This is a genomic window from Paraglaciecola polaris LMG 21857 (assembly GCF_000315055.1).
Classification (GTDB): Bacteria; Pseudomonadota; Gammaproteobacteria; order Enterobacterales; family Alteromonadaceae; genus Paraglaciecola; species Paraglaciecola polaris.
Genome location: NZ_BAER01000076.1, coordinates 1 through 22,126, shown reverse-complemented (window position 1 = coordinate 22,126; position 22,126 = coordinate 1). Strand labels below are relative to the sequence as shown.

Below are 22,126 nucleotides of genomic sequence, written 5' to 3'. Positions count from 1 at the left end.
GTGTCGTTTAGTCAAATCAGTAGTTGTGGTACCTCAACCGCTATATCTGTGCCCTGTATGTTTTCAACTGATGGCAAAGATGATTTTGACGTAAACAGCAGTAAAAATACGGAGAACATCCTCGACATTGTTGCCAAAGCCGATATCAGCGTGCTTTGGCGCGACAACAACTCTGACTCGAAAGGGGTCGCCGAACGCGTGCCGTATGTGAGCTACAAAAACCCTGATACTAATCCCATCTGTGATGAAGAATGTCGTGACGAAGGTATGCTCGATGGGCTGCAAGAATATATTGATGGGCAAAAACAAGATGTACTTATCGTGCTGCATCAAATGGGCAGCCACGGCCCAGCTTACAGTAAACGCTACCCAGTTGAGTTCGAGAAATTTACCCCATCCTGCCAAACCAGCGAATTATCTATGTGTACCAGTGAAGAAATCGTCAACGCCTATGACAACACGATCCTTTACACGGATTACTTTTTATCCAAAGTCATCAGCTTGTTAAAACACAACACTCCAAAATATGAAACATCTATGATCTACGTCAGCGATCATGGGGAATCATTAGGTGAAAACAACGTTTATTTGCACGGCATGCCGTACATGTTTGCACCTGAAGCACAAATTCACGTGCCTCTAATTGTTTGGGCTGGTGCGTCATCAGACGTAGATATCCCCAAAACCCGCACCTTAAAAGACATACCAAATTCTCACGATGCCCTGGCGCAAACGATTTTAAGCATCTTAGAAGTTGAATCAGACGTAGCGTTAAGCCCTACCCCTGCGCTACTGAAGAGGAAATCGGTCATATGGTAGATATTTTGGTCGTACCGACAGATGCGGCTTTTTAAGTGACATGGGCTCAAGCTTTGAGCAACAACACACAGCTACTAATCCGGCAACCTAACCACCAGTCCCCTCTGCTCTACCAGACTAGTCGCCACAGGATCACCGTTAGACTGCCATGCTTCTTGGTCTGATATATAAGTCTCTCGATTTTATGACTAAGAAAAGTATACATTGTTGCCTATTAAAGAATGACTAGTGCCTAGTTCTAACAAATAAGTCCATGGGTTATGGCCCCAAAAAACCACGAGATAAGATTGAGGCATATTCAAAAAAATATACTGCAGCAATTTCATCTGCGTATATTTTGTTAGTCGCTTTGAGCGACTTGAAAATCAAGTAGCTTTTTAGCCGGTAACGGTTTGCTAAAATAATAACCTTGTATTAGGTCGCAGCCTAAGGTGTCCAATAGTGTGAACTGCTCGTGAGTTTCAACACCTTCAGCTACAACAAGTAGATCTAAACTATGTGCCATCGCTATGGTGGCTTTTACTAAGTCAAAATCCGCCTTATTTAAGGTAATCCCTTTAATAAAACTACGGTCAATTTTTAATATATCAAAGGAATATTGGCGCAAATAATTTAATGATGAATAACCTGTTCCGAAGTCATCCATCGACAACTTGATCCCCAGTTTATGGATTTCATTTAACGCATCATCAATATAAGAACTGCCGTCCATTAATATACCTTCGGTAATTTCGAATTCCAAACTACCTGCTTTAATATTTTCATCGTTAAGGGATTGTTCAACAAAACTCATTAGCGCTTTGTCTCTGAATTGCCGAGGCGATAGGTTCACCGCCATAGTGTAATTTTTACGGTGAATTTTTTTCCACTCATTTAAAAAGCTAAGGGCTTGTTTAACAACATATTTACCAATAGGGACAATTAACCCCGTATGTTCAGCGATGGGTATAAATTCATCAGGCGTCACATTTCCCAGTAACGGGTTACGCCAGCGAAGTAAGGCTTCTGCACCAATAATGCTACGATTTTTGACGTCAATTTTGGGCTGGTAATACACTTCAAATTCATTGCGTTCCAGCGCCATACTCAGTTGTTCTTCAATTTCAAAACGGCGCAACATGGTATCATTCATGGCTTTGGTGAACAGAGAATAGGTATTACGCCCTAATAGTTTTGCTTGGTACATTGCGGCATCGGCATTACGCAACAAATCGGAAGTACAATCACCGTTCTCTGGATAAGTCGCAATGCCAATGCTCAATGTCAGAATGAGTTCTTTACCATCAACTTGAAAAGGCTCTCGAAAAATTTTGAGTAAATTTTCGACAATATCAATCACATCTCTGCTACCTGCCAAAGAGCGTAACAACACAATAAACTCATCGCCACCTAATCGACCTACCGTATCGGCTTTACGCAATGCAAGCGTAAGTCTATTCGCGGCTGCGACAAGTAGTTTATCGCCAACTTCATGACCGAATGAATCATTCACTTTTTTGAAATCGTCCAAATCTAAAAAAAGTAACGCAACTTTCTCTGTGCTTCTTTGTGCTTCTTTGAGCATTTGCGATAAACGATCGAGAGACAAAAAACGAGTGGGTAATAAGGTTAAGCTATCAAAATATGCATGTTGTTTTATTGTTTCGGCGGCTTTGTATTGTTCAGTAATATCCCGAACAATGATCACCACTTGCTTAAACGCTTGCAGGTGGCTGAGTCGTGCTTCAAAGTAACTCATACCATTGGTTATGGCTAATTCATATTCAAACCTTAATATGCCCTCTTGGGTTATTGCTTTGGTCGTATAAAATTTAAACTTGTTAGCAATATGGTCAGGAAAAAAATCTTCAATTGTTTTGCCAACATATTCCGACGTTGTGCTGTCTCCAGCATGATAGTCGATGATAGAGCCGTCTTCTTCCATTAGAAAAAACGAGTCCGGCGTCGCTTCAAAAACCGCTTCAAGCATATTTTCTTTCAATTTCGCTTGGGCTTGAGCTTGTCTAGCCTCAGCCAAGTTAATATCAATACAATACATTTCATGCTTGTTACGTTCGTTGGTAAACAACACATGGCTTGAAAAAACAGTGACATCACCACCATTTTTATTGCACAAGGTAATTTCTGCAGCAGGAATTTTAATGCCTTTTTTGAGCCAATTGCTATGGGCAGCGATAACGGGATCACGCATATGCTCGGGGAAAATGAGGTCTTCTAGTTTTTTGCCTACCGCTTCTTGTTCAGTGTAGCCATAGAGCATCTCACTGCCCAAATTCCAATAAATCACCCTGCGCTCTTCATCGTATCCTTGCACAGAAAGCGCATCTACTTCGTCAAACAGCTGATATACAGCGTCTTTTATGGCTTCTTGATGGACTATCATAAGACTAAATTGACTGCCTCTTGGTTAGAGTTGATAAAACCCGTTTTATCTTTAATAATCAATATCGCGTCTAAATATACAAATCAGGCTCAGAAATTAATCCTAAACGTGTATACAAAGAATAAACGCTAACCTTGCTCTGCGCAATTTGCGATAAAGTATTCTTTAGTCGTAATTTTGAAAAAAGGTTGTTCGGCCAGCTACCATTAACGCCAAATAAAATTACCCTTCATTGTATAGTAATTAAAAATTGCGTTGGGTAATAATTATCTTTTACTGTGTAGGGCTATTGATGAAAGTTATCTTGGATGCGCGATAATACGAAAACGAGTCTGAAAAATGCTATCAACGGGGTGCCAAGCAGTCTGGTGCATGATACGACTCCCCCTCGGTCACTTTTTCGCCTATCTAAATCTGCTATCAAGTATCAGCGAATGCTGGGACGTGAAGATTAACAAGTAAGTTGAGTATCCAGCCTAGGCAAGATACCGCCAAAGCGCTTCTGTCCACAACAATCCCACCATGGCCATGGCGATAAAGACACCCGCTGACCCCATGTCTTTAGCACGGCCAATAAGCGGATGGTGCTCAAGAGACACACTGTCGGCCAGCGCTTCTAAAGCAGAGTTAATAATTTCCGCAAATAGCAGAAACAGCAAACTCATTATCAAGGCTAACCAGTGCAAAGCAGACTGCTTAAGTACTAATGAGCAAGGCAACAATACGGCACACAGTACCAGCTCTTGACGAAATGCAGATTCATATAACCAGGCAGCTTTAAATCCTTTAAATGAACATTCGGTCGCTTTTACAATACGGCGCAAGCCTGTGCCGTTTAACTTATTTGATGGAATATGCATACATACCTAGCCATAAATGTGAGATAAAGTTTCACTATGAGATCAATCGTTAACCTTTATATGAGCTGGCTGATTGCCGCGGAAAAACACCCAATAAAGTAACGCACACACACCCCAGCAAATAAGGGCACTGGCAATATCATGAGATAAAAAATGTGCGCCGCGCAATTGCTGATCGATGCCAAATATCGCCCCAAGCACTGCTCCTGGCAAAAACCATAGATTGTTGGATGACGATTGGGGGGATTTACGCCGCCAAACCTTAGCGGCAAAATATAGGCTAAAAAAAGCATAACCGCCGGAAGCATGACCCGCGGGAAAACAATGCCCTGTGACTAAATCGCTAGCAAATATATCGTACAGATAGACGGGCGGTCTATCTCCACCCAATCCCTGTATATCCCAAGGGCAGGGTAACGTGGTTACGCCTTTTAAAAATGACACGATCCCAATAGCACTTAAAGTCGCCACGCACACATAAGCACCGACCTTACGCTGCCATGGTTGCCACAAAGCGCGCCAATAGCTAACAATCGTCAGACTTAAGAGCGATAGCATTACAATGATCACCAAATAGCGCCCGCCCTTATGGGCAACTGCGTCTAGCCACCAATTATTTTTCGACTGCCAATTACCGGTATAAACGTAAAGCTTTGTCGCTAACCATTCATCAATACCACTCAGTTGCAAGGTCACCATAAGCAGCAGCCCTAGGCCGAAGAAAAAAACAAATGAAAATGATCGCGCCAAAATACCAACCCTAAGAATTAAACAACAACTGCCAGTTTACATGGCAATTATTAACGCAGACTTAGGAAGATAACTTAACGAAGCGATTAAATGGGGGCGGAAGTCACTTTTGGATCTGAATTCAACATGGCGAGCACTAAAACGAAAAAGCATAAGACAAGATTAAAAAGAGGGATCTGCAATACTGGCGGCATAAGATAAATAAGCAAAACCGCAGGGATCCAAACCAACCAATTAGTCACTATCGTGGTCGGTAAATAAAGTAAAAGCAGTCGTCTATCGAGAGTCTGCAAAAAACGTTTAAAATTAAATTGCGCATCTTTAAACTGATAGCTTAAGGTCAAAAATGGACATGTCAGTAAGGCACTAAACACAAACTGATCAAATGCGGTTTTCTTTATAAGGGTGGCAATGTCGGTATCCTTACCGAATAAGGTAATTTGCAAACCATAGAAAGTATCCACCAACCAGCCCATGATTGCCCACAGGCAGCAATAGAACACCAGCTGACTTTTGGGTTTAAAGCTAATCTGTCCCGCGCTCAATAAATATAAATAAGGTAATAACCCGCCAAAAAAAGCCGTGGAAACGACCGCATAGCTGGCGCCATATTGTGCTTTTAAATGACCAAAAAAATTAAATACTGGCAGGCTCGCTGGCCAATAAAAGTAGCTAAACCCTATCCCTAAAGCGATAACTTGCAAACATATCGCGGGAATGAAATTGACTTTTAAAGCACGCTGGATATTAGCGACAAGTAGCGATTTATTCATAATTGGCTAGGCTTGAGTCGGTTGAAAAGAGTTGAGGTAACATAACGTCATAACTAGCAAAGATTAGCAAAAGCATGGTCACCTTACCAAGTTGCTTGATGGTGTACTGGTTTTCGTTGTTATTCAATCACAATAGCGGATTCCATAACTCCACTGAGGGTAAACGCAAGAACGAGATAACCCACAGTGTCACTATTTACCATCACGTAATGAGAGTGGCATGTGCATGCCAGCAGTTAAACGTTACCCTGGTAGCGCTAACGAAGTTTGCGCCTGCATAAAGTCATTTATTTTAATATGCTCAGGGCTCCAGCCTTGCAGGAAACGATTAAAATCTGCCCAAGCTAACGGGAGCAACTTTCGCCACTCTTGCTCTAGTTCATCTGCCCAAACCGTATTATCAGGTACGAGATCCGCGATAGCCTGCTTATTAACGTTATCCTCATTCGCCTCCGTAACATGACCGCGAAGTAACACGCCTTTTAGCTGCGCGAAATAGTAGTCAATATACTCATCATGTTTTGCCCACAATTGTCCGTCAGGTAAACAACTGCCCAAAAAGTACATCACGTCTTTGATGCCTATGCCGCGGCCAACATATTGAAAATCCACGGCCGCCACACGCCCATCATCACTAAAACAAAAATTCGCTAACTTAGCGTCACCATGCAAAAGCGTTTTAAAGCGTGCACTGTTTAGTGCGCTATCTATTTGTTGAGCACTATTTTTCAATGGGCCGGCCGGCATCCCGTTGTATTCAGCTTGGCGGGTCGCTAAATACCAATAACTTCCCACAGGCCACAATTCAGGCGTAGTGATGTGTAAAAAGCGTCCATGAAAATGCGCGAGCCAGTTCAATACGATCTTAACGTGCGCGTCACTTGCAGTGTTAAAGGTAAGACTAAAACCACTGGATGTTAGGTCTTCCATCAGTAATGTTTGCTGCTCAGTATGAACCGAGTCTTTAATTAGCGCGATATAATCAGGTACGTAACAGTCGTCATTACAAAAAGCAGCATAATATTGATAGAAATCGGCCTCGATTCGATATGAATCAACTTTACGCTGATGTCCCACATCACTGTGCCAACCCCGGGGATGATTCACCTCAGATGGCGGTTTAATATGCTTAACAATGATATTTTTATCGTGTTTAGGGCTGTAATAGCGAGCAATCTCACCATAATTACTCCACAACTTTTGCAACGTTTGTACTTGATACAACTGAGGATCATCCCAGTAGCGCTGAATCTGTTGTAAGACCGGTGTGTCCATATTCCTCCTATACTTTTTTAGAATTTTTTCAAACTTATTGTTCAAGCATAACAAATGCTATAGAGCTGAAAAAGGGGCGAATAACGCCCCTCGTAATTGACCAAACAAAATAATTTACTGGGTAAAACGAATCCTCACTGCCCCCATATTTCGCTGACGAATTGAGGATAATCAACAAAGGGATTACGGTTACCTTGATGGGAATAAGCAGCCTCATTACGGTCCAGTTCTTTTTGGCTTACTGGGTCTTGTTGATGCCAGCTTTTCAATAAATTCAGGGTCCAACTTTCAAAGACTTGATCACTACTTCCATCTAAGACTGCATTAGACGAGGTGCTGTTACCTTGCCAGCCACCAATCACATTTTGGTAACGGGTAGCCATATAAAAATAAGCCCGCGCGATATCCCCTTTAAATTCATCAATGGGTTCGAACACGGTGCCAGTAAATCCGATACCAACACTGGCACTGCCCAAACGAGAGCCGTTAGTCGAAGTAAACGTTGCACTGCCTACCACACCATAGGGGTAGCTACCGCGCTTAGAGTTCACATAACCGTCCGTGGCAAAAATATGGTGCACATCAGAATTCATTGGCTCAACTGCCCCGCCAAACCAGCTTCTGGGAAAAGAATGTTCGCGGTTATAACAGCTACCTTCACCTGCGTAATTACCACACTGGTCACTGACCGCAGTATAGGTATAGCTTTCCGTGCCACTAGGATTCTCTGAGTAAATATCAAGAATTGAGCCATCATTTTCATAATATTCATCTCGCCCATTAGCATTATAAAAGGTCCATAGCGCACCATAACCTTGGCTGGCATGACCCTTAATAATATTATACAAGGAAGATTTCAGGCTATAACCTGTTAGCCCTTGAGCGCTGGCGTAATAGGCACTCAAGTCAGCACTACCACCGCCAGAGGTTGTACCTAAGGTAAAACTCGAAGACTCACTGGTAGCAAAATCGCTACCAGTGGCCAGCGTAACACCGTTAAAAACAAGGCTGTATTGGCCCGTGCCTACGTTGCAACATATACCATCGCCATAGGAATCATTGATGGTAAATACATAACTTTCGTCATCCAAACACAGTGGCTCACTATAGCCAGTATTATTGGCGTAGCCGCTACCCGAAGCCACCACCACAGATTGGCTGTTTGTGATTTGCCAGCTCGTTTCATTGCCATAATTGTCGGTGACTAGCTCGAAGCTTCCGCTGTTACTATTGCAGTTAGTAGGGGCAGAGCCGCTATCGCTATTGGGTTCAAAATCGTCCACGTATACGATTTCTGAACCATCGAAACCTGACTCATCATAAAAACGCAAACCCACTTCAATGCTGCCACTGACACTAGGCGTATAACTGTAGCTCAATTGCTGCCATTGATTGAGCAAACTCGCGGTCGAATAATCACGGTAGCCATTCACATATAGGCGGGCTTTTATACCGCCTTCAGTGTGACGAACCCATACACTGGCCAAATAAGGTTGTCCGGCAACAACGTTCACGCTTTGCCTAAAATCGGTAGAGCTCTGGGAGCCTGTATTGACGCTGATTGCTGCCGAGCTACTGCCACTTTTTACTTGGCTGGCTGATTGAGTGAGACTGATCCCCGGGTCTATGGTTGTCCAACTTTCCGGCGCACCAGCGGTCCAGTTTTCAAAGCTGCCATTTTCAACGTTTGCATACGCAGTGTGGCTAGCAAACAGCGTAGCACATAATATTAAGCCTACTTTTTTCATATTGCTCTCATCTTATGTTTATCGTTTTATTGATGTGAATTTGACCATCAAAGTCTGCCTGAGATTGATGGTATTTCAGTGACAACTAGAAATGCCAGGTAATTTTTTTACCATACAATAGACCATTTGGTCAATTTTTGCTCCATCAGGGCAAGCGGGATTAGAGAGATTATTTTGTATCCTTCGGCAGAGTCGTGCTAGTGGCTTCTCGGCCAGCACCCGTTGCCAATGGAGTTCTCCGTTGTGCCTAAGTGGCCACTTGCAAGATATCCCCGGAAAAAGTACTGCACGACACAAATGCCAAAGTTGATTTCGCTATATTCGTAGCAAACTGGCACAATAACCAGCTTGGCTGAGAAGACTTACCAATCAAGCTTAGATACATTTTCCACAGGACCAGAGCATCATGACCATTTATCAAGGCAACATTCGTAAAATGCAGGTTTCCACGGACACACAGCATCTTGCCCAATATCAGCTGCCCATTGGCGAGCAACATATCAATATGAATGCACTGCTTGGCAAAGAGATTAAAGTCAGTTTCGACAACCTGATCAATTGCATTTATTGCCAAACAAAAACCAAGAAGAGCTTCAACCAAGGTTACTGCTACCGCTGCCTAACGAAACTGGCCCAGTGTGATACTTGTATTATCAAACCTGAGCTTTGTCATTATGATGCAGGCACGTGCCGGGAGCCTAGTTGGGGTGAAGCTAATTGCCTGTCTGATCATTATGTTTATCTCGCCAACACAGGCACCATCAAGGTGGGCATCACCCGCCATGTTAGCGAACAAATTTCCAGTCGCTGGCTCGACCAAGGTGCCACTCAAGCCATGGCCATCATGCGTGTGCAAAATCGTCTAACCAGCGGCTTGGTTGAAACCGCTATGAAAGAGTTTATTGCCGATAAAACAAATTGGCGCACCATGCTCAAAAGCCAGCCCGACACGTCAGATTTACAGCAATTAAAAGAAGATCTCATCACGCAAATTGAAGATCAGTTAGACGAAATAACCGATGAGTATGGCTTTCAGGCCATTGATATACTTGACCTGCCAGCAGTGGACATACACTACCCAGTTGAGCAATATCCAGAAAAAGTGAAATCAATCAATCTAGATAAAGAGTTAACGTTTAGCGGTGTGTTACAAGGTCTAAAAGGCCAGTACTGGATGCTCGATGGGGATCGTGTCATCAATATGCGCAAATATTCTGGTTACCATTTAACGATTGAAACACCCGAATAAGCCCGTCTCGCCGCCACGGCATGTAAATATGCTGGGAAAAAGGCAAAAATCGGAGGGCAACGTGTGTTGCCCCCGATATTCATTTTTGTATTAGGCGTTGCTCTCAGTACCTTTCTATGACCATTGGCAAGCCAACAAGGCTGCCAATGTAAAATCGTTAGAAAGTAACCGACACCTTGCCGTAAACGAAGCGACCAGAGAAACCAAACGGCGAGAAACCAGAGTATGGGAACAAACGTGAGAAGGTACCCACATCTTCCACTAACTCCCGCGTGGTATCAGGGTAAACATCAAACAAGTTGTTTGCCCCTAAGGTTAACGTGAGGTTTTCTGTTACGTCGTATCCTACATCCAAATCGGTTACCCATTTTTCAGGTAGTACCTCATTGGTTGCCGGGTCGCTTGAAGGTTCTTGGGTTTCACCGTAACGCGTGGTGCGTAGGGTAGCGTGCCACTCGTCCATGCTCCAAATGGCGCTCAAGTTAAGCTTGGTTTTTGGTGAGCCCACTTCAAAACGACGCAACTCAACGTCAGAAAACAAATTACTTTGATCAACCCCAGCGCCTATTAACGCAGCCGGTGGATCAATGATGTCAGTCACTTCATTTTTGTTGTAGTTAAAACCCGCGTTAAAGGCAATGTCACCCCAGTTTTGAATATCAGTGTTATATGATGCAACGATATCCACACCCGACGTTTCACTGTCAATCGCATTTAGGAAGAAGCGCGCGCGGTTAGCACCTGTGCCTGCAAGCAATGCTTCGATACCTTCACCCGATAGGTTGTTTGACAGCACAATACGATCATCAATTTTGATGTTGTAATAATCCACTGACAAATTGAAATTTGAATCCGGTGACCAAGTCAGACCCACACCATAGTTCACCGCGTCTTCAGCATCCAGACCCGGTGAGCCCAGTGCTTGAGCCACATTGCTACCAGGCGCAAAAGTACCGGTTTCAGTGGGCTCGCCATCCACGAACACAGTCGCGATAGAGGTGAAATACTGTTGCTGTAAAGACGGTGCTCGAAAGCCTGTGGATACTGACGCACGAAGCGCAACTTCTTCGGTTAAAGTATAACGGGTGGCAAATTTACCATTTACCGCTGAGCCGAAATCAGAATAATCTTCGTAACGCGCCGCCACTGTGACATTCCAGTTTTCGGTAATATAGGCTTCTAAGTCTACATACAAACTGATGTTGTGACGGCTATTACTGCCCGCTGATTCAGGAGTAAAACCAGGGAAGACTTGTGAGCCAGCAGACCCTGCAAACTCACCTTGAATGTAGGATGCTTCTTCACCGGCTTTTATCTCGTAACCTTCACGGCGATATTCTGCGCCAACGGCCACGTTCAACCCACTGTCTAGACCGGCAACATCTACCTCACGGCTAAGATCAACGTTTAACGTCAGTTGGTCATAAATCAGCGTACCGGCATCAAATACCGCTTGGCTAGTCGGCCCAAGAGAGGTGTTTAAGCTGTCTTTCACACCAAATTGAAATTCATCTTCGCCATACACCGCTGAGACATCGTAGTTCCAATCACTCATGTCACCTTTAATACCGGTAGCAAAAGAAAAATCGTTTATATCAGAGGTGATAATTGGTAAGAAACCATCAGGATATATCGCTTCAATATTACGGCTGTCACTTGCACGGCGATAAAAGCCACCACCTTCACCTTCACGGGTACTGTAAGAGCCAAAGGCGTAAAGATCTGCATTAGGATTCAAGTTCAGGCCAGCATTAACAAACACCGCCATGTCTTCAACGTCGCCATTACCGAAGTTATGATTGTAACGATCCCAGGTTAGTTCTCGTGGATCCAACGCACCGTCGATACGTGCGTAGTTTTCACGATTATCGTAGTCAGAGCGATTACTGGCACTTCGGTCGCGAAATTCAGCAGAGATATTCAAGAAGCCATCTTCGCCTAACTCAAAGCCCATATTGGCGCGCATGGTCGCTGTTTGACCGTCGGTGAGTTCGCGGTCGCCGCCTTCAGTGAAGGCTAAATTGCCGTCTTCGTTTATGCCCACATCTTTTAAATCCGGCACTCCGTCCATAGTCGTAACGTTAGCACCGTAAGTTACCGAGGCTGAACCACCACTGCTAGCACTTTTGAGTACAATGTTAATCACACCAGCAATAGCGTCTGAACCATACTGAGCAGCAGCGCCGTCGCGCAACACTTCGATACGTTCAATCGCATTGGCAGGTATGGCATTTAAATCGACCGCTGACGAACCACGCCCCGTCGAACCATTAAGATTCAGCAATGCATTTGAATGACGACGCTTACCATTAACCAGTACCAAGGTATGATCCGGCGCCAAACCGCGCAGCTGTGCAGGGCGAACGTGGTCGGTACCATCGGTCAATGACGGCTGAGGAAAGTTAAAACTCGGCAGCAAACTGCCTAAAATCATATTGGTTTCGGTTTGTCCCGTGGTACTTAACGCTTCGGCCCCAATAATATCGATAGGGACTGGACTGTCTTCAACGGTACGCCCTAAACGGCGAGAACCGATAACGCTGATTTTCTCTAATGAGTCGTCCGCCGCTTCCACTGATTGCTGTTGGGCGAAAGCGTTTGAGCCACTTAAAATCGCCGATGATGCGCTCATCATCAATGCAACTTTCAACCACTGTTCTTTGGCTTTAAATGTATGTGTTTTTTTCATTGTGTTGCGTGTCCCAATGTCAATGTGAGGTGTTCAACACTGCACCGTCTTCTGTTATTGCTTTCTGTCCGGTCAGAAGTACGATTTATTATTGTTATTATGACAGTCGATGTGGTTGCCCAGTTAATCTGAGCTGTAAACACTATTAACACGAAAAACGCTGCCCAGCGCAGTTACACATATTTCGTTACAAATTTTGCCGCCAAATGCTTAAAAACAAACCAGATAAATCAATAGGTTAACCTCTTAGAAAAACGAGCATTTTCAGAAAAATAGAGCCAATATCGCCCAAAATACCTCAACGTCTTCGATCAAGCAGACCAATATTAGTGTAAACAGTCATGATCAGCCCAAATCAAGCAAGCGACACACGTTATGCTTGAGCAAAGGGGGAAGCAAAAAGCATGCTTAGGTGGTTCAGGCAGTGAATTTCAGCCACCGTCTACTTTGCGCCGCATCGATGCAGTACACTTGCCATTAGCAGTATATTAAATGTAAAACCAGTAAGGACTTGGCGTATCAAAATTCTACACACCTCTGATTGGCATCTCGGGCAAAACTTCTTCACTAAAAGCCGTAAAAACGAACATCAAGCCTTCTTAAACTGGTTGCTTAAGCAAATACAGGCACATGAAATTGATGCGGTGATTGTTGCGGGTGATATTTTTGATACGGGTACGCCCCCCAGTTATGCTCGGCAAATGTACAACCAATTTGTGGTGGAGCTAAGCAAACTGACCTGCACGTTAGTGGTGTTAGGGGGTAATCATGATTCGGTGTCTACCCTGAACGAGTCAAAGCAGTTACTCGCGTGTTTGCACACCCATGTCATCGCCAATACCAGTGATGATGCTCAGCAGCACATTATCGAACTAAGCGATGGGAATAATGAGGTGGGCGCCATTTTATGTGCCATTCCCTTTATTCGTCCCCGGGATGTGTTGCAGTCTCGCCCAGGCGAAAGCAGTGAAGATAAAAAGCTTGCCTTGAGCGACGCGATAAAAGCCCACTATGCCAACATCTACCAACTTGCCGCAGCCCGTCGAGATCAGATAACAAACGGCACAGAAAAACACATCCCCATTGTCGCCACTGGTCACTTAACCGCATTGGGTGTCAGCCAGTCAGAGTCAGTACGTGAGATTTACATTGGGACCCTAGATGGTTTCGCGGCTGATGGTTTTCCTCCTGCGGATTACATTGCGCTGGGGCATATTCATCGCCCGCAGATGGTGGCCAAGTCTGAGCATATTCGCTACAGCGGCTCACCCATTCCCTTGAGTTTTGATGAGCTAAAATCACAAAAGCAAGTGGTACTGATAGAATTTGACCACACAGGCCAGCGAACCATTACCCCGCTAGATATTCCACTCTTTCAACCAATGGCCATGCTAAAAGGGGATATTGACAGTATTAGCCAGCAACTAGCAGCTTACCCCATGCATAACCCCAGTGATGGAAGTGACGGTGGCAGTTGTGAAGGTAAAGATGCCGAGCCAAGCGACGAACCCGTCACTTGGCTGTGTATCCATGTTGAAGTGCAAGATTACTTGAGCGATTTGCAGCAAAAAATTCAAAGCCTAATCGAAGGGCGTAACGTTGAAGTGCTGCAATTGCGCCGCGCCAGACATAAAACCGCGCAAAGCTTACAGCAAATAAAAAACGAAACCCTTGCTGAGCTCACCCCATTCGATGTGTTTGAAAAACGCCTTGCCCTTGAAGCATTCGAAGGGGAGCAAGAGCAACAACGCCTAATACAAATACGTGAAACGTTTGCCAATATAGTGGAAGAAGTACGCCATGAGCAGGCTAAATAATGAAAATTCTTAGCCTGCAATTTAGCAATTTAAACTCCCTAAAAGGCCAGTGGAAAATAGACTTTCGCCAAGCCCCTTTTGCCGACAATGGCGTGTTTGCCATCACAGGCCCTACCGGTGCGGGTAAAACAACTCTACTGGATGCGATTTGTTTAGCGCTTTATCACGAGACCCCACGTTTGGGGGCCTTGTCGGCCAATAATAATGAGATCATGACCCGTGGCACCGCCGAGTGCAGCGCCGAAGTGGAATTTGAAGTGAAAGGTGTGGCCTATCGCGCGTTTTGGAGTATGCGCCGTTCCCGGGGTAACGCCGAGGGCAATTTACAAGCTGCGGTGGTAGAGCTAGGTGAAGTAGCCACTGAAAAAGTGCTTGCTAGCCAAATTAAGAAAAAGTCTGAGCTGATAGAGCAAATCACCGGGCTTGATTTTGGTCGCTTTACTAAATCCATGATGCTCTCTCAAGGGGAGTTTGCGGCATTTTTAAATGCTGATGAAAAACAGCGCGCCGAGCTATTAGAAGAACTGACAGGCACTGAGATTTACGGCCTGATCTCTGAACGTGTACACCAACATTACAGCCAAGCAAAACAACAGTTAGCCGAGCTTGAAGCGCAAGCCAAAGGGGTACAGTTGCTCAGCGAAGAGCAAAAACAAGCTTTCATGGATGAACAGCAAGGCTTACAAGGGCAGCAAAAAGAACGCCGAATACAGATAAGCGCCAAACAAGATCATGTGAACTGGTGGCAACAACTTGACTCCGCTCAAAGTGCACAACAGCAAGCTAAGCTGCAACTGACACAAGCGCAAGAACAAAAAACACAACAAAAAGAGGCCTTACAACGACTGGCCAACAGCCACCCAAGCGAAGCGCTGCGAGCGCCGTTTGAGTTATTAACCGACGCTCAAGCCCAGTGCATCAACGATGAAAGGGCCTTGAACCAAAGCCAGCAGCAACTGCAAACAAGTGACGCTAGCTTAGCGCAAAGTAAAACCCAAAGTGTAGCAGTGGGTGATGAATTTCAGGCAACTAAGGCGGCATATTACGCACAAGAAACCTTGCTCAACGAAGAGGTTATTCCCCTAGATAACGAAATACGTCAACACCAAGATCAGCTCACCCAAACCAACGCGCAACATGCTCAGTTGAGTACTAAACATGTACAGCTTGTGCAAGATGTTGAAAACACTCAGGTCGGGATTAACAGCCAACAGCAATCGTTAAAACAAGCCAATGACTACTTAACCGCTCGTCCCTCTGATGAAGCATTGAAACAGTATTTAGGCCAATGGCAGCTACAAGCCCAACAGATTAAAAAAGAACAAACGAGTTACCAGCAACTGGCAGAAAAAGTAAAACAAGAACAAAACCAATTACACCTAGCCCAGCAAGACACTCAGCTTAACCAGCAGCAACATGAAAAAATTAACCAACAAACACGTGAATTGGAAAACGAATATCAGCAACAAGCCAAGCTGTTATCCAAGCTTGAAGAGCATGGCGCGCTTGACGCTCAAGAACAGCAGCTTAATACAGTTCAAGGCTTAACGCCGTCACTATTGACGTTAAAAAACACTCAGCAACAGTGGCAACAACAAACCCAAGAGTTAACCGAAAAACAGGCTCAGCTTGCTGATAACCTAGCTCAGCAGAAAACCTTGACCGATGAGCGAGAAGCCATAAAACGTCAGTATTTGGCGAAAAGCCAGCAAGTAAAACTACTTAGCCAACTTATCAGCCAAGAAGAGCAATTGATTCACTTTCGAGCAGCCCTACAAGATGAACACCCCTGCCCTTTGTGCGGCGCCAAAGAGCACCCGCTCGCATCTGAAACGGCGGTGGATATTCCTCATACCGTCACACAAAAGCAACAACAGGAAAGCGAACTGGCTCAGTTAGAAGAGCAAGGTAAAGAAATACGCGCAAAACTGGATGCGTTCTTGCGCGGTGAAACCGAGCTGAGGCAACGTATCGATTGGCTCAGTACCCAACAAGCACAATTAAGCCAAGCATGGCCTGAGATGTGCCAAGCCCTAAGCCCGTTACTTGATCAACAAACTAACCAACAACTTACTATTGATAATGCTGACTCGCTTATTACCATTGAAAGTCAAATCAACCAGCAAATTCAGCAGTTACAAAAGCAGATAAACCAGCTCAAAACCCAGTCACGCACCATGTTAGCCAGCAAAGAAAAATGGCAACACAGTCAAAGCCAGAGTCAAAGTGCCAGCTCAGCCTTATTACTGGCACAGCAGTCAGCGAAAAACCTAGAAAGCAGTGTGCAAAATCGTAGCAACGACATGCAACAGGCCAGTGAGACGTTAACTTCATTGAGCCAAAGCCTGTTAGCGCATATTCAGCAACACGGCTATACCCCACCCGAGGCAGATAATCTGCTTCAATGGCTAACGAGCAAAGAACAAGACGCCAAGCAGTGGGAACACCACGCCAATAAGCGCAATGAATCGACGGTGCAAATAGACAAGCTCACCAGCGCCCAACAGCATCAGCGCAACCAATCAAGCGACATAAAGAGTCAGCTAACCACTATTGAGCAGCAACGCCAAACGTTACGCGCACAACTTGAGAGTCTAAGTGCTAAACGCTTTAGCTTGTTTGCTGATAAATCGGTTAAAACAGAGCGCGAGACATTAAGCGAAAAGCTGCGCACATTAGAAGCGCGCCATGAACACGCTCAGCAGCAATTACGCCAGAAAGAGCAGGAACACAATACCCAATTAGCGAATGTACAAAACGCTCAAACCCAGCTGAAACAAAGCCAAACTCGCTTGCAAGCGCGGCAAAACGAATGGCAAGCCAAGTTTCAAGCCAGCCCCTTTGCCGATCAGCAAGCCTTTGAAGCCGCCTTACTTGATGAAGCCACCCGAGCGCAACTACAAACATTCAAGCAGACGTTGGATGACAACTTAGCCAAATCCCAGGCGCTGCTTGAGCAAGCGAACAGCCAAGTCAAAACACTGTTAGCACACGACAATACCACCCAGTGGCAACAACAAACGCGCGATGCGGTTATTGAGGCCCTTAATGCCCTTACCGAAGAGCAACACAAGGGGAACAAGCGTGAAGGTGAAATCAGCCAAGCATTGAATTTCGACAAACAACGCAGCAGCGAACAACAAAGTCTATTTAGCCAAATTGAATTACAGCGAAATGAATTTGAACATATTCATTACCTGCATTCGTTAATTGGCTCACAAAAAGGGGACAAGTTCCGCACGTTCGCCCAAGGCCTCACTCTTGATAATTTAATGTATCTGGCCAATAAACAACTAGAGCGCTTACACGGTCGCTACCTACTCAAACGCAAAGCCGACGCCAGTTTGGCCCTTAGCGTAATCGACACATGGCAGGGGGACATTCAACGGGATACCAAAACCTTATCCGGTGGTGAAAGCTTCTTAGTCAGCCTCGCGTTAGCACTGGCCTTATCAGAACTGGTCAGTCATAAAACCAGTATCGACTCGCTGTTTCTCGATGAAGGCTTTGGCACCCTGGACAGTGAAACCTTGGATATCGCCTTAGATGCGCTGGATAATCTACATGCCTCGGGCAAGATGATTGGCGTGATCAGCCATGTTGAAGCCATGAAAGAACGGATTGTGGCCCAATTGGCGGTGACTAAGAAAAGTGGATTGGGAGTGAGTGAGTTGGATCGCAAGTACGCGGTGATTTAGCGCTGCGCGTGAGGCAATCGCTGGGCTGATTTATCGCTACGCGACTAAGATTGCGCTACGCGTAAAGAGTATGTGCTTCGCACGCGGCTTCCATGCCTTTTTTCAAACGAAATCTTCGAGCGGCCGCCGCGCGGTCCAACTGACTTTTCTTCAACAGCTAAGAAAAGTAAGCACAAATTCATCGGGAATGAATTTGAACATCCGAAGGATGGCCTAAGCGTCGTCTGCACAAGGTGAAATGCATGGACACATTTCATAAAAGAAGCCGATCTCCAACCAATTTTTTGTTCCCTATTTTGAATTGCCTGCAATGCTAGAACGGCGAAAGGTAACCTCTCGGCAACTGGGACGCCAGTCCGATGCTTCTTGCGTTGATCTACCTTTCTGCGTCCATGCAGATCGTCTGTAAAGCACTTCGCTTACGAAGCTCTTCGAAAACGTATAATACAAAACTGAGTTTAAACCCGTCCTTGGAAACTCACCCCATAACGGAGTTACAGCTTCACCATTCATGGCGAATCGTTCACCCGATAGGAGCGTTGCTCCTAGAAGCCCCGGGCTCACCCATGTCTGCACATCTGACAAGCCAATTAAAAAGATGGAAAATTGGAGTCGTGAAAAAGCCAAAGCATGCGCTGCACTTATTTATGACCTTCGGCTACGATTCATGTGCTGCGCATCAAGCGATCGCTTCGCATACTAAAAACACCAATTGAATCACTAGAGGCGCGGCGTTTTCGAGCTCGGGTTGAAACGATTTAACATGAGGGCCCTGTTAACTCGCCACTTTTTAAACTCGTAAGGTGAAAGAATTGAGTAACTTTACCTGTCTTATGTTTTCCAATATAAAACCTACTTCTTAGAAGTTCTCAGCTATTGGATGTATGCAAAGCTACTGCGCTCATAAAGCGCTTTTTTAAGGCGTGATATCACGATAATAGCTTTGTATATCACTGTGATTTCGTAGGTTTCATATTGTAAATGAAGCATCTTGCTTCAAAAACCTACCCCGTATAGATCACCTAACGATGTTAGCGATTTGCACTCTGATAATAGCATCGATACGTTATGTATCAGGCGGGTAACAAGATACGGTCATTCGCTACTCATTTGTGGTGAGCTATCAAAAAAACAAGGCTAATCTAGTGACATAAAGCTATGAGAAGGCGTTAAATTTAAAATGATAAGAGGTACACAATGGAGTTTACGAACAAACGCACCATGCTAATTACAGCATCTTTAGTATTATTGGTGGCGATAACACAGATTATTTATACTGCCCTTTATGTTGCTGAAGTTGACTTTTCAAGGCAAGTTTTATGGGGGCTAGAAGCATTAATATTTACTGTTCTTGTTGCTTTTGCCGGTACATCTATGGTGCAGGCAAAAAACTGTCAACTAGGATGGTCGGCTATTGCATTTAGTGCGGCTATTAACATTGTGCAGGTGAGTATTGGCCTAACTTTGTTTTCAACATTTGGCAAAGTTGCGGGTAGCGTAGAAGGGGCACAACCGTTAATTGGTGGCGTGGTTGCTTTGTCTTTCATGATTTACTATGCCGCGAAAGTATTATTGGGCTTAGCTGCACTTGTTTTTGGTATGGCAAGTATCGCTAAAGGCGGTAAAGCAATAGGAGGCCTCACAGCGTTAGCGGGTGTAGTTGCTATGTTTGCTAATGGCATATTAATTACCTTTAGCCGTGATGGCTTTCTTCCCTCAGGCGTTGCAGGCGGCTCAGGCGTAATTGCGACGTTACTTTTAGCAATATGCTTGATAAGTCTTTACCGTAAGGAAGATTAAGACTTAATGCCTTACGCGTGAGAGTCTTTTTAAATAAAGAATAAACATCGGTGCATAGTGTATGTTCCGATGTTTGACCTTGTATGTTCCAAAATTCTTTGGCATCTAAAAGATGGTTTGCTACGTTTTAACGAATTATCTCGTATGTTAGGTGGCGCAAGGAGAATAAAAGGGTCAGAGACGTTTAAGTATTAGGCAAAGGAATTTCAGACACACCGGCCCTTATTTGTGGCCTTCGGCCACGATTCATGTGCTGCGCACACCAAGCAATCGCTTCGCTCACCGTCATCCATGACGGGTATGACTCTCGTCCCTACGAGCCAGTAACTTCTTTTCAACAGCCAAAAGAAGTCACCAAGAAAGGCCGATCTCCAACCAATTTTTTTATCCATATTTTTAATCGACTTTAATGTCAGAACGGCGAAAGGTAACATCCTTGTAAAACACTTCGCCTTGTCCAGACGTCCCTGTCTGGACATCTGACAAGCCAATTAAAAAGATGGAAAATTGGAGTCGTAGAAAAGCCAAAGCATGCGCTGCGCACACTAAGAATTCGAGATACTTGGGGTGACTTAAGTCGGTTGAAAAAGAAAAAAAGAAACGGCTACGCCGCTGACTTAAAGCTGTTTTCGAGTGTTAATTTTGTATCAGTTAACTTGGGTGTCCTGTTAATTCCCTCAAAAAAAACCTGAACTTATCCTTTTCAGCACACTCTTTTGAATTATTCTCTCAGCAATTAGAAGAGTATCTAGATGCTCAATGAACTTTGATGAATCTGCAAAAAAGTTAGGGTAAGCAGCTTTTACATCTTCCAAACTGCTAGTAAATACCAGAGCTACTATTTGGTTATTATCTGTCGATGCCGCGATATTTTCCTGTTGAGCATATTTGTCCTGAGCAATGTTAGAGTCCTTATTATCAAATATGGTGTACTCTAACTGATCATCATCAGGGTATATTACCAAGAGAACATACCCAGCTTCGTCATGGTCTTTGATTTCATCACCAATTATTTTCAGCGAGCTTGCAAAAGATGAAAATAGCTTGGCGACATCAAGCCTCTTGATAATTTTAGATAATCGTTCTAGTTGACGACCCACCTCATCAACTGATTGACCAGCTTTTTCTAAGAAAGTATCCACACGCGTGGTAACTTCCAGATTATGATAACTAGGAATGTTGTCAAGAACGGTAAAAAGCGACGCAACCAACTTAAAAAACTCTTCCCACTCCTTTTTTCCTTGATTAGTTTTAAGAGACTGGTTAGTAAATAGATCTATTATTTCGAGAGCAGTAGCCCAGTAGTGTTGTAAGTAAGTTCGGATTTGCAGCTCTACATTTTTGAGTGATTTATCCTCCGATTGAAACTGACCAATTATATGATAGCTTCGATAACCATCTTCTTTCGGCTTCTCGATATAGTCTTTAAATCTAATTTTTCTATCATCATAGTGAAAATAGTCTTTTTTTTCTTAGCTCCCTTACTAATTTTTCGGTACTTTTTTTTCACTAGATACAACAGCACGGCATCCTCCTATATCCTGCATTTTTCGTAATGTCATACTTTCAAAGCGCCTTAACTTCGAAACTATAGAAACATATCTTTTGAGCCTTTTGGCAAACAAAGCATTTTTTTCAATGGGATGAACGACATCTTGCAATAAGCTAAACGCTTGTTCCAGCGCAGTAGAATGTTCCGATCTCCAGTAAACAAGAACTTCGAAACAATGATCAAATTGAGCTCTGTCTGTGTAGTCATTATCAGCAAGAAATTGCCCTGCCCTTGTTACTTGCTTCCCTGAATATATGACGCCCACAGTACACTTCCTTTACTAAATACGTTGATAATTTTTTGAGTTGCGTTTTCCAAAAATACACCCAAATTCCAAGTTACTTCTTGTCGCTCCCCTAGGCAAGGAAAATACTCATTTTCCAGAATCGTTTACTAGCATTCGATGCTTGATGAAATATCACTAACCTCTTATTTTCATCGAAATCGCATATTATTACAGATCTTTTAAAGTTTGAATCTTTCGCTTTTATCACGACCAGAGAGAGGCGCAACCATAACATTTCAAACAACCGTTGGATTGCGGTGAATAACGCGAAGCGTAAGCTCTGTAAACGAAGAGCATGCTTTGCTTTGTTCACCGACTCAAGTCACCCCGAGCATTGAAGGCTAACGCTGGATTAATGACATGGATGTCATTCAAGTGAAAGCCGCGTCGGGAACGCGTTTTCACGGCCTGTGTTAGTCAAGACGCG

Annotated in this window: 14 protein-coding genes and 1 pseudogene; 5 read left to right on the top strand and 10 right to left on the bottom strand. The window is 44.2% G+C overall.

Annotated elements, in window-relative coordinates; translation table 11 throughout:
* The coding region (locus tag GPLA_RS14530; protein ID WP_040514920.1) for a phosphoethanolamine transferase at positions 1–819 on the top strand (819 nt) is incomplete at its 5' end.
* Between the two features lie 340 nt (positions 820–1,159).
* Here the strand turns inward: GPLA_RS14530 and GPLA_RS14525 are convergent.
* The 6 genes from GPLA_RS14525 to GPLA_RS14500 form a co-directional block, all read right to left on the bottom strand.
* Positions 1,160–3,202 (bottom strand): EAL domain-containing protein, encoded by a 2,043-nt coding sequence (locus GPLA_RS14525; RefSeq protein ID WP_007105698.1) that lies wholly within the window; start codon positions 3,200–3,202, stop codon positions 1,160–1,162.
* Positions 3,203–3,678: 476 nt separating this feature from the next.
* Positions 3,679–4,062, bottom strand: a complete 384-nt coding sequence (locus tag GPLA_RS14520) for a diacylglycerol kinase (protein ID WP_007105696.1) — start codon at positions 4,060–4,062, stop codon at positions 3,679–3,681.
* Positions 4,063–4,104: 42 nt separating this feature from the next.
* Positions 4,105–4,812, bottom strand: coding sequence for a phosphatase PAP2 family protein (locus tag GPLA_RS14515; RefSeq protein WP_153810572.1), 708 nt, complete (start codon positions 4,810–4,812; stop codon positions 4,105–4,107).
* Positions 4,813–4,898: 86 nt separating this feature from the next.
* Positions 4,899–5,585, bottom strand: coding sequence for a hypothetical protein (locus GPLA_RS14510; RefSeq protein WP_007105694.1), 687 nt, complete (start codon positions 5,583–5,585; stop codon positions 4,899–4,901).
* Between the two features lie 243 nt (positions 5,586–5,828).
* Positions 5,829–6,860, bottom strand: coding sequence for a phosphotransferase (locus GPLA_RS14505; protein WP_007105692.1), 1,032 nt, complete (start codon positions 6,858–6,860; stop codon positions 5,829–5,831).
* Between the two features lie 134 nt (positions 6,861–6,994).
* Positions 6,995–8,608 (bottom strand): HNH endonuclease signature motif containing protein, encoded by a 1,614-nt coding sequence (locus GPLA_RS14500; protein WP_007105691.1) that lies wholly within the window; start codon positions 8,606–8,608, stop codon positions 6,995–6,997.
* Positions 8,609–9,014: 406 nt separating this feature from the next.
* Between GPLA_RS14500 and GPLA_RS14495 the strand changes: the two genes are divergently transcribed.
* Complete coding sequence (locus GPLA_RS14495; RefSeq protein ID WP_007105690.1) at positions 9,015–9,857, top strand: DUF2797 domain-containing protein; 843 nt, start codon at positions 9,015–9,017, stop codon at positions 9,855–9,857.
* Positions 9,858–10,014: 157 nt separating this feature from the next.
* Here GPLA_RS14495 and GPLA_RS14490 read toward each other — a convergent pair whose 3' ends face one another.
* The gene (locus GPLA_RS14490) at positions 10,015–12,546 is read right to left on the bottom strand and encodes a TonB-dependent receptor plug domain-containing protein (protein WP_007105689.1); all 2,532 of its coding nucleotides are present in this window, start codon (positions 12,544–12,546) and stop codon (positions 10,015–10,017) included.
* A 518-nt stretch (positions 12,547–13,064) separates the two neighbouring features.
* Here GPLA_RS14490 and sbcD point away from each other — a divergent pair.
* The 3 genes from sbcD (at position 13,065) to GPLA_RS14475 (ending at position 19,861) form a co-directional block, all read left to right on the top strand.
* The gene (sbcD, locus tag GPLA_RS14485; RefSeq protein WP_040514918.1) at positions 13,065–14,363 is read left to right on the top strand and encodes an exonuclease subunit SbcD; all 1,299 of its coding nucleotides are present in this window, start codon (positions 13,065–13,067) and stop codon (positions 14,361–14,363) included.
* Positions 14,363–18,061 (top strand): AAA family ATPase, encoded by a 3,699-nt coding sequence (locus tag GPLA_RS14480; protein WP_007105686.1) that lies wholly within the window; start codon positions 14,363–14,365, stop codon positions 18,059–18,061. Before sbcD ends, GPLA_RS14480 begins: the two co-directional genes overlap by 1 nt.
* Positions 18,062–19,258: 1,197 nt before the next feature.
* The gene (locus tag GPLA_RS14475) at positions 19,259–19,861 is read left to right on the top strand and encodes a hypothetical protein (protein ID WP_007105684.1); all 603 of its coding nucleotides are present in this window, start codon (positions 19,259–19,261) and stop codon (positions 19,859–19,861) included.
* Between the two features lie 677 nt (positions 19,862–20,538).
* On the opposite strand, the gene GPLA_RS22985 is transcribed toward GPLA_RS14475, so the two are convergent.
* From GPLA_RS22985 to GPLA_RS22980, 3 genes and pseudogenes are all read right to left on the bottom strand, one after another.
* On the bottom strand, positions 20,539–21,072 hold the full coding sequence (locus GPLA_RS22985; protein ID WP_007105683.1) for a hypothetical protein: 534 nt from the start codon (positions 21,070–21,072) through the stop codon (positions 20,539–20,541).
* Positions 21,073–21,165: 93 nt separating this feature from the next.
* Positions 21,166–21,297: pseudogene (locus GPLA_RS24350) on the bottom strand ((p)ppGpp synthetase); the annotation flags it as partial.
* Positions 21,298–21,345: 48 nt separating this feature from the next.
* The gene (locus GPLA_RS22980) at positions 21,346–21,678 is read right to left on the bottom strand and encodes a nucleotidyltransferase family protein (RefSeq protein WP_051997685.1); all 333 of its coding nucleotides are present in this window, start codon (positions 21,676–21,678) and stop codon (positions 21,346–21,348) included.
* Between the last annotated feature and the right edge of the window lie 448 nt (positions 21,679–22,126).

Bases quoted from the DNA above. Each gene is read 5' to 3' on its own strand.
- GPLA_RS14525 (WP_007105698.1), bottom strand. From the start codon at position 3,202: ATGATAGTCCATCAAGAAGCCATAAAAGACGCTGTATATCAGCTGTTT.
- GPLA_RS14520 (WP_007105696.1), bottom strand. From the start codon at position 4,062: ATGCATATTCCATCAAATAAGTTAAACGGCACAGGCTTGCGCCGTATT.
- GPLA_RS14510 (WP_007105694.1), bottom strand. From the start codon at position 5,585: ATGAATAAATCGCTACTTGTCGCTAATATCCAGCGTGCTTTAAAAGTC.
- GPLA_RS14505 (WP_007105692.1), bottom strand. From the start codon at position 6,860: ATGGACACACCGGTCTTACAACAGATTCAGCGCTACTGGGATGATCCT.
- GPLA_RS14500 (WP_007105691.1), bottom strand. From the start codon at position 8,608: ATGAAAAAAGTAGGCTTAATATTATGTGCTACGCTGTTTGCTAGCCAC.
- GPLA_RS14495 (WP_007105690.1), top strand. From the start codon at position 9,015: ATGACCATTTATCAAGGCAACATTCGTAAAATGCAGGTTTCCACGGAC.
- GPLA_RS14490 (WP_007105689.1), bottom strand. From the start codon at position 12,546: ATGAAAAAAACACATACATTTAAAGCCAAAGAACAGTGGTTGAAAGTT.
- GPLA_RS14480 (WP_007105686.1), top strand. From the start codon at position 14,363: ATGAAAATTCTTAGCCTGCAATTTAGCAATTTAAACTCCCTAAAAGGC.
- GPLA_RS14475 (WP_007105684.1), top strand. From the start codon at position 19,259: ATGGAGTTTACGAACAAACGCACCATGCTAATTACAGCATCTTTAGTA.